General features: G+C 72.6%; 15 protein-coding genes. 7 read left to right on the forward strand and 8 right to left on the reverse strand.

The features are described 5' to 3' along the window. Window positions 1-35: 35 nt before the first annotated feature. The 3 genes from ACMCNK_RS11645 to ACMCNK_RS11655 form a co-directional block, all read right to left on the reverse strand. Complete coding sequence (locus ACMCNK_RS11645; RefSeq protein ID WP_412736411.1) at window positions 36-1,457, reverse strand: multicopper oxidase family protein; 1,422 nt, start codon at window positions 1,455-1,457, stop codon at window positions 36-38. Between the two features lie 7 nt (window positions 1,458-1,464). Beyond that, window positions 1,465-1,908, reverse strand: coding sequence for a DUF6220 domain-containing protein (locus ACMCNK_RS11650; protein WP_412736412.1), 444 nt, complete (start codon window positions 1,906-1,908; stop codon window positions 1,465-1,467). 166 nt (window positions 1,909-2,074) lie between these two features. Then, a complete protein-coding gene (locus tag ACMCNK_RS11655; protein WP_412736413.1) occupies window positions 2,075-3,283 on the reverse strand; it encodes a beta-1,3-glucanase family protein in 1,209 nt (402 codons plus the stop codon). 333 nt (window positions 3,284-3,616) lie between these two features. Here ACMCNK_RS11655 and ACMCNK_RS11660 point away from each other — a divergent pair, with 333 nt between their 5' ends. Both ACMCNK_RS11660 and ACMCNK_RS11665 read left to right on the forward strand, forming a co-directional pair. After that, window positions 3,617-4,768 (forward strand): glycoside hydrolase family 26 protein, encoded by a 1,152-nt coding sequence (locus ACMCNK_RS11660; protein ID WP_412736414.1) that lies wholly within the window; start codon window positions 3,617-3,619, stop codon window positions 4,766-4,768. A 98-nt stretch (window positions 4,769-4,866) separates the two neighbouring features. Next, entirely contained in the window at window positions 4,867-5,706 is an 840-nt protein-coding gene (locus ACMCNK_RS11665; protein WP_412736415.1) for a patatin-like phospholipase family protein, read from the forward strand. Here ACMCNK_RS11665 and ACMCNK_RS11670 read toward each other — a convergent pair. Continuing rightward, a complete protein-coding gene (locus ACMCNK_RS11670) occupies window positions 5,703-6,356 on the reverse strand; it encodes a hypothetical protein (protein ID WP_412736416.1) in 654 nt (217 codons plus the stop codon). The two genes, ACMCNK_RS11665 and ACMCNK_RS11670, sit on opposite strands and share 4 nt — an antisense overlap. Before the next feature lie 139 nt (window positions 6,357-6,495). Here ACMCNK_RS11670 and ACMCNK_RS11675 point away from each other — a divergent pair, with 139 nt between their 5' ends. Further along, entirely contained in the window at window positions 6,496-7,020 is a 525-nt protein-coding gene (locus ACMCNK_RS11675) for a SigE family RNA polymerase sigma factor (protein ID WP_412736417.1), read from the forward strand. Then, window positions 7,017-7,730, forward strand: a complete 714-nt coding sequence (locus ACMCNK_RS11680; RefSeq protein ID WP_412736418.1) for a hypothetical protein — start codon at window positions 7,017-7,019, stop codon at window positions 7,728-7,730. Before ACMCNK_RS11675 ends, ACMCNK_RS11680 begins: the two co-directional genes overlap by 4 nt. A gap of 20 nt (window positions 7,731-7,750) precedes the next feature. Here ACMCNK_RS11680 and ACMCNK_RS11685 read toward each other — a convergent pair whose 3' ends face one another. Further along, on the reverse strand, window positions 7,751-8,158 hold the full coding sequence (locus tag ACMCNK_RS11685) for a hypothetical protein (protein ID WP_412736419.1): 408 nt from the start codon (window positions 8,156-8,158) through the stop codon (window positions 7,751-7,753). 240 nt (window positions 8,159-8,398) lie between these two features. Here ACMCNK_RS11685 and ACMCNK_RS11690 point away from each other — a divergent pair, with 240 nt between their 5' ends. Next, window positions 8,399-9,199, forward strand: coding sequence for an SGNH/GDSL hydrolase family protein (locus ACMCNK_RS11690; RefSeq protein WP_412736420.1), 801 nt, complete (start codon window positions 8,399-8,401; stop codon window positions 9,197-9,199). Between the two features lie 120 nt (window positions 9,200-9,319). Then, window positions 9,320-9,766 carry a PLD nuclease N-terminal domain-containing protein gene (locus ACMCNK_RS11695; protein WP_412736421.1) on the forward strand — a complete coding sequence of 149 codons (447 nt, stop codon included), beginning with the start codon at window positions 9,320-9,322 and terminating at the stop codon, window positions 9,764-9,766. 19 nt (window positions 9,767-9,785) lie between these two features. Here ACMCNK_RS11695 and ACMCNK_RS11700 read toward each other — a convergent pair whose 3' ends face one another. Together ACMCNK_RS11700 and ACMCNK_RS11705 are read right to left on the reverse strand one after the other, a co-directional pair. Continuing rightward, window positions 9,786-11,903 (reverse strand): protein kinase domain-containing protein, encoded by a 2,118-nt coding sequence (locus tag ACMCNK_RS11700; RefSeq protein WP_412736422.1) that lies wholly within the window; start codon window positions 11,901-11,903, stop codon window positions 9,786-9,788. Window positions 11,904-12,068: 165 nt separating this feature from the next. Beyond that, window positions 12,069-13,007 carry a ribose-phosphate diphosphokinase gene (locus tag ACMCNK_RS11705; RefSeq protein ID WP_412736423.1) on the reverse strand — a complete coding sequence of 313 codons (939 nt, stop codon included), beginning with the start codon at window positions 13,005-13,007 and terminating at the stop codon, window positions 12,069-12,071. 33 nt (window positions 13,008-13,040) lie between these two features. Between ACMCNK_RS11705 and ACMCNK_RS11710 the strand changes: the two genes are divergently transcribed. Further along, window positions 13,041-13,751 (forward strand): TetR/AcrR family transcriptional regulator, encoded by a 711-nt coding sequence (locus ACMCNK_RS11710; RefSeq protein ID WP_412736424.1) that lies wholly within the window; start codon window positions 13,041-13,043, stop codon window positions 13,749-13,751. A gap of 5 nt (window positions 13,752-13,756) precedes the next feature. Here ACMCNK_RS11710 and ACMCNK_RS11715 read toward each other — a convergent pair whose 3' ends face one another. After that, entirely contained in the window at window positions 13,757-14,491 is a 735-nt protein-coding gene (locus ACMCNK_RS11715) for a hypothetical protein (protein ID WP_412736425.1), read from the reverse strand. Between the last annotated feature and the right edge of the window lie 38 nt (window positions 14,492-14,529).

Genomic DNA, 14,529 nt, shown 5'->3' on the forward strand with positions numbered 1-14,529 from the left:
CCGGCGCCGGATGAACACCGACGCCGGGTCACGTCCTACTCGGGCCGGTTGCCCGCCGCGCCGCCGACCCGGTAGGGCGTGCTCACTCCCTGGTAGGCGAGGTGGGCGAGCAGGCCTTCCGCCGCGTGTTCCAGGTTGTGGCAGTGGTCCACCCAGATGCCCGGGTTGTCGGCGACGAACGCGATCTCGTACGTGTCGCCGTCGCCGACGTCGAGGGAGTCGATCCACCACGGGCTACCGGTGGCGGCGACCCCGTTGCGGCTGAGCACGACGGCGTGGTGGCCGTGCAGGTGCATGGGGTGCACCTCGCCGCTGCTGTTCGAGATCGTCATCCGGACGATATCGCCGGTGGTGACCATGAACATCGGCAGGTCCGGGAACATGTGCCCGTTGACGGTCCACCACAGACCGGGGCGGCCGTCGAGGAAGCCGGGGCGACGCCCCACCCGGTACTGGAACACCCGGGTGGCCTTGGCGGGGTCGAAGCCCAGCGGGGCGGGCGTGCCGTACCCGAGCAGGTCGAGCGTGCGGCGCGGCTGCGCCGTCGCCGGGGCGTCCGGGCCGGGGCCCACGACCAGCCCGGTGCTCGCGCCGACGTCGACCCGGGCACCCGCTTGCGGGACGGTGAACTCCACGTCGATCCTGCCGCCCGCGGTCACCAGGACCGCGGTGTCGGTGACCGGGGTCGGCTCGTGCACGTCACGGCCGTCCACGGCGACCACCCGGTAGGCGGCTCCGCTCACCCAGGCGCGGATCGGCCCGGCGTCGGTGTTGATGATCCGCGCGCGGACGACCGTGCCGGGCTTGGCGGCGAGGGCGCTCACCCCGGGCCGGCCGTTGACGGTACGCCGCCCGGCGTACGTGTGCACCGCGACGACCGGGTCCGGCGCGGGCGACGTGGCGGCGGGCGTGACGACGAGCGCTCCGAACAGGCCGAGCCGCACCTGTTCGTGGCTGACCTGGTGGGAGTGGTACCAGTACGTTCCCGCGTCCCGGGCGACGAACCGGTACACGTGAGACTGCCCGCGGCCGACCGCGTCCTGGGTGACTCCGGCGACGCCGTCCTCGGCGTTGGGCACGTCGACGCCGTGCCAGTGCAAGGTGACCCCGTCCGCAACGGACTCGTTGACCAGCGTCACCTGCACCAGTTGGCCCTGCCGGGCCCGGATCTCGGGTCCGGGCGACGTGTGGTTGAGGGTGTAGCCGGACCCTTCCCGGCGGGCGGTGAGCGTGACCGTGACGTCGGGGACGCCGGACGGGCCGGTCAGGTCGGCGACGCTGAGCGTGGCGCCGTGCGCGTGCGCGTGCGCGGCGGGCCCACCACCGCCGTCGGGGTATCCCATGGCCGCCATGTCGTACGTGTCCGGGACGAGGCTGCGCTGCCAGAACCAGCCGAGTGGTCCGATCACGGCGAGGGCCGCCGTCACGGCGACGGCGGCCCGTAGGCGGGTACGCACGCGGACGTCAGCCCGCGGCGGCGGGTGCGGCCGGCTCGGCCGGGGTGTCCTTGCCGGCGAGCCGGGCCTGGCGCATCGCCAGGGAGGCGGCGAACGCGATCACGAACGCGTTGATGCCGTGCAGCGCCCCGACGACCGGCGCGCCGGTTGCCAGCTCGGCGAGCAGCACCTGCAGCACGGTGACACCGAGCGTGATGGCGGCCCATTTGACCCCGCCGGGGATGCGGGCGAAGAACGCGACGATCAGCAGCAGCACCGCGATCGTCGGCAGCACCATCATGCCGACGACGCTGTGCATGGCCTGCCCGGCGTTGTCGCCGCTGTTCTTGTCGTAGACCGCGCCCGAATCGGTGTCGTGCAGCACGGCGAACCAGCCCCACGCCACGGTTGCGGCCTGCACGACCACGCCGATCGCGATCAGCATGGCGAGGACTCGGTAGACGGCACGCATGGTGGCTCCCTCCTGCACCGGCATGTGCATTCTGCATCCGCGCGGGCGGCACCGCGGCGGACGTTGGTGCAGGTTATCCGTTCGGGTGCGGGCGGCCGCGCGCGGCCGGGAGGTCACCGACGGGCGGGCCGGCGGCGATGCGCCGGCCCGCCCGTCGTGCGGCGGTTCAGTCGAGCGGGTCGAGCGTGAGGTACGCGTGCTGCGGGGCGCCGTCGTGCACCAGCGACTCGTGGGCGCCGACGTCGTCGAAGGCGAACGCGTACGCCTTGCCGTCGGCCATCTGCGCGTGCACGAGGCGGGCGTACTCGTTGGTGACGGTGTCGGCGTAGAACGTGTCCGCCTCGTTGTACGGCTGGTCCGCACTGGCCAGCAGCGTGGCCCGGTTGTACCCGGCGCACAGGGTCCGCGAGATCGGCCCCCGGACCAGGTCGTTGGGGGCGTCGAGCTGCTTGTAGCAACCGAGGATGCTGTCGGAGTCCGGTTTGCTGAACGACGTGACGACCTGCCCGGCCGCGTCGGTGAACGTCATGGTGTCGCCGGCGACCCGGCCGTAGTACTCGACGTCGGGCTGCTCGGCGAACGGGGCGACGGTCAGGGTCTGGGTGCGGTAGCGGTCCCAGACCCGGTCGACGTAGTCGTCCAGTACGCCCGGGGGCAGCGCGCCCGCCTCGATGGCGTGTCCGGGCGCGAGCGCGCGCAGCACCGTGCCGTCGGCCCGCGTGCGTACGAGGCCGGGCCACCCGCCGGGCAGTGCCCGCAGCGCGGCGAAGAACCCCTGGTAGCCGCCGGGCTTGAGATGGCCGGTGGTGACGGTGGTGCCGTCTGTCCGCTGGAGCCCGACCGCGTACGGGGTGGAGAACATGTCGACTTGGGTGCTGTTGATCCACAGCCCGTCGTTGTTGAGCGTGTACTCGGTCCAGTTGAACAGCGTGTCCGCGTTCGGGTCGGCCGGGCTCTGCACCGCGGGCTGGACGAGGCCGCCGGTGGCGAGCCGGAAGACGAGTTTGCGGCCGTACGAGAAGTAGACCCGGCCGGAGAATTTCGGGAGCTGGAGTGTGAGGCTGGTGCCGTCGGCGGGCCCGGGAACGGCGGCGTCGGGTGCGTCGACCGGCGGTGAGCCGCCCTGCGGCCACGGGTGGAACGTGCCGCTGGCATCGGCCCAGCCCTGCTGCCCGGTGGTGAGCAGGGTGCCGATGTTGTACACGTACACCTGGTCGCTGCGGCCGGAACGGTTGGTGATGGTGAGCGGGATCGTGTCGGCCGCGACCGTGGCCTCGGCGGCGGTCGGTGCGATCACGGCGGCGCTGAGGCTGGTCGCAAGCGCGGCGACGGCCGTCAGGACGCGTCGGCGGGGGCGGCGAGGTTGCTCGAACACGGGCACTCCCTGGCAACGTCGGGGCCGCCGGCGCGGGGACGGGCGCGCCGGCGGGAGCGGGACGGTGCTTCACGGCCGTGAGAGCGCTCTCAGAATCCGTGGCTCGAGTCACGTTTGTCAATGACGCGTTAACGCCAGATTGCCGATTTTCGGCCGGACGGCGCACACGTTCGGGTCGAGCCGACCCCCCGACACGCCGGGGCGGCCGAATCGACATGCCCTCGGCCGCTACTCTCGGTGGCGACCACTCCCCGACGGGACGCGCCGGGCACCGCGTCGCCGGCCGGCCCGCGGGGGCGGCGCCCGTGTACCCGAGCCGGAGGTTCCGTCCACATGTCCCCGCAGCCCGCGCCCAGCCGGCGTTCCCTCTGGATCGCCGCCGGCACCGTGGTCGTCGCCCTGCTGGGAGTGGGTGCGGCGACCGCAGTGCAGACGCAGGCCGAGACCAGCCGGACCGCTCCGGCGGGCGCGCCGCTCGACCGGCCCCGGTCCCCGCGGGACGCCGCGGCACCGGACGGCGTGGCCCGCCGGACCCTGCCCGAACGCTCCGCGCACACACTGCTGGCGCTGCCACGGACCGTGGGCACGTGGCCCGGCCCGAACGGACTGTCCGGCGTCAACGGCGACCCCGTGCTGGACGCCGCACACGTGGCCCAGTTCTGCGCCGCCCGCGGCCGGCCCTGCCGGGTGGCCCAGACCTACACGGACCGCACCTCGTACGAGACGATGACCAGCGGCACCGGCTGGACCTTCGACTACTTCGCCGGATTCGACGGACTGCTGGTCATCTCCCAGGGCCTGGTCCCGATCGGCGGCGAGGCCGACCTGCCCGCGTGCGCGCGAGGCGAGTTCGACCAGTCCTGGAGAAACTTCGGCAAGCTCATGGTGCAGTACGGCCGCGGTGACTCGATCGTGCGGCTGGGGTGGGAGTTCAACGAGCGCACCAGCCCGTGGGGGGCGCGCGACCCGCAAACCTGGATCGCCTGTTACCGGCACGCCGTCGACGGCATCCGCGCCACGAATCCGTCCGTGCTCTTCGACTGGACCATCAACGCGCACAGCACCCCTCACCACCTGTGCGGCGGCCTGAGCACGAACTGTTACCCCGGTGACGCCTACGTGGACATCATCGGCATCGACAACTACGACCACTATCCGTGGTCGCCCACCAAGGACGACTTCGACCGCACCGCCGCCCAGCCCGAGGGCCTCACCTGGCTGTACGAGTTCGCCCGGCGGCACGACAAGCCGTTCTCCGTGGGCGAGTGGGGTGTCGTGCCGACCGCCGACGCGGGCAAGGACAACCCGGAATTCGTGCGCTGGATGCACGAATGGTTCGCTGCGCGGGCGCCACATCTGGCGTACGAGGCGTATTTCACCAACTGTGACAGCGGAGGTGTCCAGTCCAGCCTGTTCCGGGTGGACGCACAGTGTGTGCGCAATCCGGGGTCGGCCGGGGTCTACCGGGGACTGTTCGGCGCCTGAAACGTGCCTCCCACGAACTCGGTGAGACCAAGCACATACCGACCGTCACCACGACGCCTCGGCTGGTGAACGTCGGATCGTCATGCTTGGATGGCCCCATGACGGGTGACCGCAGGGCGCTGGTTCTGGGCGGAGGCGGCGTCACCGGCGTCGCCTGGGAGATCGGCCTGCTGTACGGCCTGGCCGAGCTCGGCGTGGACCTGACCGGCGCCGACCTGTTCGTCGGCACCTCGGCCGGTTCGGTGGTGGCCGCCGAGGTGACCACCGGCGTCCCCCTCGACCAGATGTACGCGACCCAGCGCGCCGAGGCCACCGGCGAGATCGCGGCGCGGATCGGCCCCACGGTCCTGCTGCACTTCGCAGTCGCGGGGCTGTGGCCCGGCGACCGCCGTATCGGCCGCGCCCGGATCGGCCGGGCCGCGCTGCGTACCCGTACCGTGCCGGAGGCCGAGCGCCGTGCGGTCATCGCGCGGCGGGTCGGCACCGACGTGTGGCCGGCCACGCCGTTGCTCATCCCCGCTGTCGTCGCCGAGACCGGCGAGGTGGCGGTGTTCGACAAGGGCAGCGGGGTGTCGCTGATCGACGCGGTCGCGGCGAGCTGCGCGGTGCCGCTGGTCTGGCCGCCCATGACGGTGAACGGCACCCGCTACGTCGACGGCGGGGTGCGCTCGGTGGCCAACGTCGACCTCGCCGAGGGTTACGACCGGGTGGTGGTGATCGCGCCGATGACCCGGGCGGCCCGCCGCGCCGACCGCCCGGACGCCCAGGCGGCGGCACTGGGCGCGGGTGTGCGTTCCGTGGTGGTGAGCCCCGACTCCCAGGCCGCGGCCGCGATCGGGCCCAACGCGCTCGACCCCGCCCGCCGTGCGTCCGCCGCCGAGGCGGGACGGGCGCAGGCGGCCGGGGCCGTGGAACGCATCCGCGAGGTCTGGGCCTAGCCGACCCCGACCCCGGCGTTGCCCGTGGGCAGCTTGCGGCCACCCCGGTCGTACGCGGCGAGTCCGCCGACCCCCTTGGTCGCCGGGTCGAACCAGAAGACCACCACGGAGGCGTCCTCACTCCAGCGGGCCTGGTGCGCGGTCACCGTGCGACCGTTCGCGCGGGCCGTGATCCGGTCCGCCGGGCCGACGTAGTAGCCGAACGCCGGGGTCGCGCCCGCCTCGGTGGCCATCGTGCCCTCCACGGCGTGGAAGCCGGGCGCCCGGTCGGACCCGGTGACCTCGTTGGTCATGACGTCGGCCGTGACCGCGCCGCTGGGCAGCCGCCGCCCGGCCATCACGCCGAAGTGCACCTTCGGCAGGGCCTTCTCGGCGACCGGGACGCCGTAGAACACCCAGGTGCCCTCGCGGGCGGCGATGCCTCCGTCGATGATCGCGCCGAGCGGCGTGGGCTTGGGCGGGTTCGGGTCGGGCCGCTGCGGTGCCCCGCTGGCGGAGGGGACGGGAGCGGCCGAGCCGGCGCCGATCGCCGGGGCGCCCGGCCGGTCGGCCATCGCCGCGTTGGCGGCCATCGTTCCGGCGGCGATGACGGCGGTGCAGGCCACGGCCGAACCGCCCGCGTACAGCCAGCGGGTCCTCGTGCTTCTCATGGGGTGGATCCCCTCCTCGACGATCGGGTGGTGCATTGCGCAGATCGAGACGGGTGGTTCGGCCGGAAAGTTGCCGCGGATGACGGCAACCTTTCGGGGTGCCCGCTCGTAGTAGCGGCCGTGGCAGACATGGCAGCGCATGGCGCGCGGTGACGACGAGTTCGTCGAGTTCGCGACCGCGAGCTCGGCGCGGTTGCAGCACGTGGCGTTCCTGCTGACCGGCGACCGGCACGAGGCCGAGGACGCCGCACAGGCCGCGCTGGTCCGCACGTACGCGGCGTGGCAGCGGGTCCGCCGCCGCGACGCGTACGCATATGCCCGGACTGTCCTGGCCAACCTCGTGACCGACCGCTGGCGGCGTCCGCTGCGCGAGTACGCCACGGAGCAGTTGCCCGAAGGCCCGGCCCCGCGCGACCTGGCCGACGACGTGACCCGCCGGCGCTGGCTGATCAGCGCGCTGGACGTGCTGTCGCCGCGCGAGCGGGCCGTGATCGTGCTGCGCCATTACCTGGACCTGCCGGAGGCCGAGGTGGCGCAGGAGCTGAGTCTCTCCCTCGGCACGGTCAAGAGCCTCAACTCGCGGGGGCTGGCCAAGCTCCGCATCGCGGTGAACGCCCCGGTGCCGGGCCAGCGCAGGGATCAGGAGAGCGGAGTACGCCGATGACCGACCTCGACGACCTGCGCGACGCGCTTGCGTCGCCGCCGGGCTTCACGCCCCGGGTCCTCGACCTCGACCAGGTCATGGCGTCCGGGGGGCGGCTGCGCCGCCGGCGCCGCCTCGCCGTGGGCGCCGCCTCGGCACTGGCGGTCGGGGCGTTGCTGGTCGGCGGCAGCCAGGTGGCCCGCCTGGCGGGCGACGCGCCGCGGGTGCCGGCCAACCCGACCCAGATCGTCGGCGCCCCGGACGGCCGCGTGCGCGGTGACGTCGTGCCCACCGGGGTGAAGACCGGCAACGCCGAATGGGTCATCTACGCGCAACCGGTCGAGATCCAGGGCCAACCCGGCATTCACTTCGGGTTCCAGCTCGGGCGCCGCACCCCGGACGGGAACCTGACCACCGGCGTCATGACCAACGACGTCGAAGGCTCCGACCGGACCCCCGGCTTCCACGCCGTGCAGGGCGCGATGGAGGCCGACGGCCGGACGACGCTGGCTTTCGGCTACTACGTCGGTTCGCCGGCCACGATCACCGGCCGCGCCGGCGGCCGCACGGTGACGGCCCACCGCGCGGTGTGGAGTGAGGACCCGTCGGTCACCGTGTTCTGGTTCACGCCGCACGACGTCGCCCCGCGCGCGAAGCTGGACGATCTGACCGCCAAAGACGCCCGGGGCGAGATCCTGCCGAAGGGCAACGCGAGCGTGGGCGTCGGCTGACACCCACGCTCGCGGCCGGATCAGTCGCGGAACGTCCGGCGCAGCCGTTCGGCGAGGCTGAGCGGGCTGGGCGCCGCCGGGGCCCGGCCCGCGGCCGCCCCGGCCGGGCGCCGGTCGGCCCGCGACGCGACATGCGTACGCGCGCCCGCCCGGTCGTAGTCCGCGGAGGCGATGGCGTCCACGATCTGGGCGTCGCCGAAGTTCTCCGACCCGGGGATGGACGGCACGAAGCCGACCAGGATCCCGTTACGCATGACCTGGGCCTCAAGTCCGGCCGTGCCGTCGTTGTCCCAGATCGCCTCCCGCCCGTCGGGCAGGACGACGCGGATGCCGTGCCGGGTGATGCCGGCGTGCGGCAATTTCACATGGGCGAAAACATTGCGGGTTCGCAGCGTCTCGACGATCCGGGTGGTCCGTTCTGCGTCCATGTCATGGACGTTAACGGGCAAACATGTGGGCACGCTGAAGGCCGGCTGTAAGGCCGGTGACAGGAATCTCGCGATGGGCGCACGTAACATGACCGCATGTCATAGATGCAGGTCACATCGACGGATGTTACTACGAGGTAACACGAATGTCACTGTGTTTCTTTACCTCGCCGGTTGACTTACTCTGCGGTAACCGGAGCGCTTCGGCCCCCATCCCATCGCGGATCCGGAGGCCCACCGATGAGCAGACGCCTATCCGTCCTGGCCTGTCTCGTCACGACGACCCTGATGACCGCCCTGACCGCCGCCCCCGCCCAGGCAGCGGCCACCTACGAGAACACCGACTACGTCGCCCTCGGCGACTCCTACTCGGCCGGCGCCGGCGCGCCGGACCAGAGTGGACTGTGCCTGCGCAGCGTTTTCGCGTACCCCGCCCAGTGGGTCAACAAGAACCATCCCCACTCGTACACGAACATCGCCTGCTACGGCGCGACCATCGACAGCATGCGACTGACCCAGATGATCGCCCTGAGCGACAAGACCGACCTGGTCACGGTCACGATCGGCGGCAACGACGCGGGTTTCGGACCGGTCGTCATCTCGTGCACCCTGGTGTCCGACAGTGGCTGTGAGTCCATTGTGGATGTTGCGCACGACTATGTGACCGATGTGCTGCCCGGCAAGCTCGACGCGGCGTACCGGGACATCCGCGCGCACGCACCGAACGCGGACGTCGTGGTGCTGGGCTACCCCGTGCTGTTCGACACCACGTCCGAGAACTGTGGATTCGCCGGCATGGACATCGCCAAGCGGAAGATGATCAACGTGGGCGACAACGACCTCAACGACATCATCCGCGACCGCGCCCGCGCGGCGGGGTTCACGTACGCCGAGGTTCGTGACAATTTCGGCGGCCGTGGCATCTGCGCGAACGGCGCGTGGATCAACGGGCTCACGGTGCTCCCGCCGACTGATTCCTTCCATCCCACCCAGACGGGCTACACCGACGGCTACCTGCCCGCCCTGGTCGACGCTCTCTGATCCATCGCAAGCGCGGTCCGGCGGCGGCCACCACGCCGCCGGGCCGTCCCTCTGAATGGCGCGGGACCCCGGCGCTCACCGGGGTCCCGCGATCGGCGCGACTCTGCCATCATCGTCGCTATGTTCCGGCTGTACTCGCTGTTTGTGCTGCTCGACCTGGCCTTGCTGGTCGCGGCCCTGATCGACTGCCTCTCCGCCGATGAGTTCGCAATCCGCGCGCTGCCACGGGTGGTGTGGGTGTTCCTCATCCTGCTGTTCTCGCCGATCGGCGCGATCGTCTGGTTCGTCGCCGGCCGCCCGGCCCGGCCCGTACGGCTCAGCAACGGCCAGGTGTGGCGGCCCGGCAGCGGCTTCCCGGAGAGCGAACGGCCCCGGCGGCCGGTGGCGCCGGACGACGACCCGGACTTCCTGCGGGGACTCACCCGCTCCCGCGGCGAGGACGCCGACCGGCGTTCCAGGGGTGCGGACAACGACCCGCGCTCGCCGGGCGAGGATCGGCTGGGCCGGTGGGAGGACGACCTGCGCCGCCGCGAGGAGGAACTGCGCCGCAGGTCCGAGGAGCAGTGACCACGCGACGCCCGGGCCTTCACCAGGCGAAGACGTCGCTGGCGCACCGGCCGCTCACCACGCCGGTGTGACGGCGGTACTCCCAGCTCACCACCACCACGTAGCGATGCCCGTGCGGCGGATTCAGCGTGGCGGGCCCGCACGACCGCCGTACCCCCCGGTCGGCCGCGCGCACCCGGCGGCAGTCCAGCGGGCTCCCGACCGTACGGGCCGAATCGGCGTCGACCAGCGACACCCACAGGCTCGCCCGGCCGCCCATCGGCCCGGCCAGGGCGCCCTGCACCTGGACACCTGCCCCCAGGGCAAAGCACGCCTGCGCGGTGACCGGGCTCGGGAACGCGGACCGGACCTCCTCGCGACACCGTGGCGGGCCGTACGGTTTCGCCTCGACCGGCCGGGCGGGAGCGCTGGACGACGCGGCGGCGGACGTCGGTGCCACGGTGCCGGAGGTGGACGCGGGCGCCCGTACGCTGCGGGTGACCGCCGCCTCGACCGGACGGGTGACCGCACGGACGGTGCCCGTCGCGGGCAGCGCCGGGACGGAGGTACGGGCGGGCACCGGCCTCCCGGAGAACGCCGGGACACTGGGGCGGGCGGGCAGCACGGCGATCGCGGTGTCCCCCACCGGTCCGTCGGTGTGGCCCAGGCGTGACGCGGTCGCGCCGAGCCCGGCGGCGACCAGGGCGCCGCCCACCACCAGCACGACCACGACCACCGGCCGGGCCCAACGCCGGTTCGTGGACACGACCGCCCGGCGCCGCCCCCGCGGGGCAGGCACCGCGGGGGCCAGCACCTGCGCAAAGCCGACCGGAACGGCCGACGGCAACGGCCCAGAACCGACCGGAACGGCCGACGGCAAGGGGCCGACCGGAACAGCCGACGGCGACAACCCAGGGCTGACCGGATCGGCCGGCGACGGCCCGGGGCCCGCGAGCCCGGCCGACATCGCGGGATCACCGGAGACGCCCTGAGCGCCGGCGGGTGCGGGCGCGGCCGGAGGCGCGGGGACCCCGCCGTTTGCGGATGCCGGACCTGCTGACACGGCGGTCGCGGCACCGATCGCGTACGCCGGGCCCGTGAGCGTGGCCGCAACCGCGGGCGTCGGCGCAACCGAGCCAGAGGCGGACATGTGCCCGACCGCGCCAGTGGCGGACGTGGCCGCCGCCGCGGGCCTTGGCGTGAGCGCGCCGGGGGCCGGCAGGGACGCAGCCGCGCCGGAGGCGGGCGTTGCCGCGGCCGGCAGGGCGCGCGACGGCGCGGGGGCGGCCGTGCCGAGTGCGCCCAGCCGGGCGGCCAGGGCTGCGGCTGCGGGTCGTCGGCGCGGATTCGGCCGCAGGCAGGAACGGATGACGTCCCACAACGGGTCCGGCATGCCGGGTAGGCGCTCCGGACGCCCCTCCAGGTGTTGCTGCATCAGCTCCGGCACCGAGTCGCCCTCGTACGGCGGGTGGCCGGCGAGCATCTCGTAGATGAGCACGCCGAGCGCGTACACGTCGGCGGCCGGGCCGGCGGGCACGCCCTGGAACGACTCCGGCGCCATGTAGTGCGGGGTGCCGACGACCGCGTGCGGCAGCGTGAGGCGGGGCGTGGTGAGCATGCGGGCGATGCCGAAATCGGTGAGCCGGGTGTCGAGCCGGCCGTCCACGTTCTCCAGCAGGACGTTGTCGGGTTTGAGGTCGCGGTGCACGACGCCCAGTTCGTGCGCCTCCGCGAGCGCTCCGGCGACCTGCGCGGCGAGCCGGGCGGCCTCGGCCGGGGGCACCGTACGGTGCTCGCGCAGGTGGTCACGCAGGCTGCCGCCCGGCACCAGGTCCATGACCAGCGCGAGCGTCTCCCCCACGCTGAACAGGTCACGCACCCGAACGACGTGGCGATGTCGCAGCATCAGCAGGATGGTGCGTTCCTGCACGAAGCGGGAGACCAGCTTCGGCTGGTGCAGCAGCCCCTCGTACAGGACCTTGACCGCGACCTGCTCGCCGGAGGCCCGGTCGACGCCGAGCCAGACACGGCCGGTCGCCCCCTGACCGATCGGTTCGACAAGCATGTACGAGCCGCCGACGCACCGGTTGCTCAGATCCAGGGTCGACGGACCGCCGGTATCCGCCCCCGCGCCGCTACTCGTGGGATCCTGGGTCACCTGTGGTCGCGTCCTTCCGATCGTTTCCTAACCGACCGGAATATTGCTTTTGTCCCTATTGGTACGCAAGTCTGACGGCGAGAGTTCGCACGTTGGGTAGGAGTCCCGACAAAGCCGTCACCGCACGCCGTCCACCTCGTTCGTGCGGGTGACGCCAACCGGCCGTCACCCGAACAGGGCGCTCACCGACTCGCCGTTGTGGATCCGGCGCATCGCCTCGGCCAGCGCCGGAGCGACCGACAGCACGGTCAGCTTGTCCGTGGCCTTGCCGGGCTCGATCGGCACGGTGTTCGTGCAGACGATCTCCTTGATCTCCTTCTCGGCGGACAACCGGGCGATCGCGTCGCCGGTGAACAGCCCGTGCGTGCACGCCACCCGGACGCTGCGTACATTGCGCTCACGCAGCCGGTTGAGCAGCTCGAACACCGTGCTGCCCTTGGCGATCTCGTCGTCGAGCACGATGACGTCACGGTCGGCGACCTCGCCGATGACGGAGCTGATCACGACCCGGTCGTCGGCGTAGCGCTGCTTGGCGCCGGCGGCCACCTCGATGCCGAGCATCCGGGCGAACGCCGCCGCCTCCTTCGCGTTGCCCAGGTCGGGCGAGACCACGACGGTGTCGCTCAGGTCATACCCGCGGAAGTGGTGGGCCAGCTCGCGCAGCGCGTGCAGGTGGTCCACCGGGATGCTGAAGAAGCCGTGCACCTGTGGCGAGTGCAACGTCATGGCGAGGATGCGGTGCGCGCCCGCGGTCTGCAGCAGGTCGGCGACCAGGCGCCCGCCGATCGAGATGCGCGGGGCGTCCTTCTTGTCACTGCGCGCGTACGCATAGTGCGGCAGCACGACCGTGATCCGCCCGGCCGAAGCTCCTCGCGCCGCGTCCAGCATGAACAGCAGCTCGACCAGATTCTCCTGCACCGGCGGCACCAGCGGCTGGATGAGGAAGACGTCGCGCTCCCGGCAGTTGCCCTGCAACTGCACCTCTATGCAGTCGTTGGCGAACCGGGAGGTCACGGTCGGGAGCAGCGGCACCCCCAACTGCTCGCAGATCTGAGCCGCCAGCTCAGGATGGGCACTGCCGGAGAACACCGCGATGTCACGCACGCAGCCACCCTAGATCACCATTAGGCTGGCCTCGTGTCCGACGTGACGCGGGAGCGCCCGCGCATCCCCGGCTCCCGCTCGGCGACCGCGCCGGAGCGGCGGCTGCCCCGCGGACGGCACGATCTGCCCCGTGAGTTCGTCGCCCGTACGCAGCGCGACCGGCTGATCGACGCGATGGCACGCACCGTGGCCGAACGCGGCTACGCCGCCGCGCCGCTCAGCGACGTGTGCGCTGCCGCGGGCGTGTCGACCCGGGCGTTCTACGAGCATTTCGTGGACAAGGAGGCGTGCTTCCTGGCCACGTTCGAGCTGGGCGTCGAGCTGCTGCAGGACGCGGCCGCCTCGGCGTACGCGCAGCCCGCCGCATGGCCTCGCCGCATCCACCGCGGGCTGGACACCGTGCTGCGCCTCCTGGCGGCCGAGCCGGCGTTCGCCGCGCTGGCGGTCGTCGAGGTGCTCGCCGCGGGCGCTCAGGCCCGTGCGCGCCGCCGGGTGCTGCTGTCCTCGTACGTGACCTACTTCGCCGATGCGCCGCGGCGGGCCGGCAGTCCGCAGGTGCCCAGCGGCGTGATCGAGGCGGCGATCGCGGGCGTCTACGGCATCATCTACGACTGTGTCGCCACCGGCCGCGCCGACGAGCTGCCGGACCAGTTGCCCGACCTGACGTACCTGGTGCTGGTGCCGTTCCTGGGCCCGGCGGCCGCCGCGCGGGTGGCCGCCGAGCCCGTCGCCGATCGGGTCTGACCCGGTCAGCGCGCGGCCGGAGGCGGTTCAGCAGGCCCGGCCGAGACGGTGATCTGCTGGGCCGGGTCCGTGGTGTCGGTCACCGCGTAGCGGGCCTTCAGCGTCGCGCTGAGCGCGCCCGTCGGGCACGCCAGGCCACCGGTCACCTTGACCGGCAGCGTGACACCGGCCGACAGGTCCAGGACCGGCGGGCTGGTGTCGGTGCCCGGGATCCAGGCACCGCTGATCGAGACCGGCCCGTCCGGCGCGACCGTGGCGGTGCAGGAGGCGAGCCCGGAGATCTGGGTGATGGAGCCGGCCTGCGGGATCGTCATGGTCCCCACCGAACCGGCCGGGTCGTACTGCAGCGAGATCGTCCAGTCGCCGTTGGTCGAGTTGGAGGTCGTCCGGGCGGTGGTGAACGGGACGTTGGTGGGGCACGCGCCGCCGTTGTTCGAGAAGGACGCCGGGGCCAGCGTGTTCACGACCGGCCCGGCCGCGTTGCTGTTGGCCGGTTCGGCGGGCACCGTCCCGGAACTGCCGGACTGGTTGCAGGTGGAGGTCGTCGTGCCGACCGTGAACGTGACCGTGGTCCCGGTCGCGAGCGCGGCGGTGAAGGCATGACCGGCCGGCGTGACCGTGGTGCCGGCGGCGGCCCAGGCCGGCCCCGCGGTCACCGCCGTCAGGCCGGCGCCGGCCAGTAGCGTCGCCGCGGCGATCACCGCGCCACGGCGCAGAGTGGACGTGGGGGGACGGCCCATCTCGAACTCCTTCGTTCGGGGAAAGGAAGTATCCGGGT

Source organism: Krasilnikovia sp. MM14-A1259, assembly GCF_047159535.1.
GTDB lineage: Bacteria > Actinomycetota > Actinomycetes > Mycobacteriales > Micromonosporaceae > Actinoplanes.

What these genes read in the sequence shown, in the direction of transcription:
- ACMCNK_RS11650 (WP_412736412.1), bottom strand. Translation starts at nt 1,908, where the DNA reads ATGCGTGCCGTCTACCGAGTCCTCGCCATGCTGATCGCGATCGGCGTG.
- ACMCNK_RS11660 (WP_412736414.1), top strand. Translation starts at nt 3,617, where the DNA reads ATGTCCCCGCAGCCCGCGCCCAGCCGGCGTTCCCTCTGGATCGCCGCC.
- ACMCNK_RS11665 (WP_412736415.1), top strand. Translation starts at nt 4,867, where the DNA reads ATGACGGGTGACCGCAGGGCGCTGGTTCTGGGCGGAGGCGGCGTCACC.
- ACMCNK_RS11670 (WP_412736416.1), bottom strand. Translation starts at nt 6,356, where the DNA reads ATGAGAAGCACGAGGACCCGCTGGCTGTACGCGGGCGGTTCGGCCGTG.
- ACMCNK_RS11675 (WP_412736417.1), top strand. Translation starts at nt 6,496, where the DNA reads ATGGCGCGCGGTGACGACGAGTTCGTCGAGTTCGCGACCGCGAGCTCG.
- ACMCNK_RS11680 (WP_412736418.1), top strand. Translation starts at nt 7,017, where the DNA reads ATGACCGACCTCGACGACCTGCGCGACGCGCTTGCGTCGCCGCCGGGC.
- ACMCNK_RS11685 (WP_412736419.1), bottom strand. Translation starts at nt 8,158, where the DNA reads ATGGACGCAGAACGGACCACCCGGATCGTCGAGACGCTGCGAACCCGC.
- ACMCNK_RS11690 (WP_412736420.1), top strand. Translation starts at nt 8,399, where the DNA reads ATGAGCAGACGCCTATCCGTCCTGGCCTGTCTCGTCACGACGACCCTG.
- ACMCNK_RS11695 (WP_412736421.1), top strand. Translation starts at nt 9,320, where the DNA reads ATGTTCCGGCTGTACTCGCTGTTTGTGCTGCTCGACCTGGCCTTGCTG.
- ACMCNK_RS11715 (WP_412736425.1), bottom strand. Translation starts at nt 14,491, where the DNA reads ATGGGCCGTCCCCCCACGTCCACTCTGCGCCGTGGCGCGGTGATCGCC.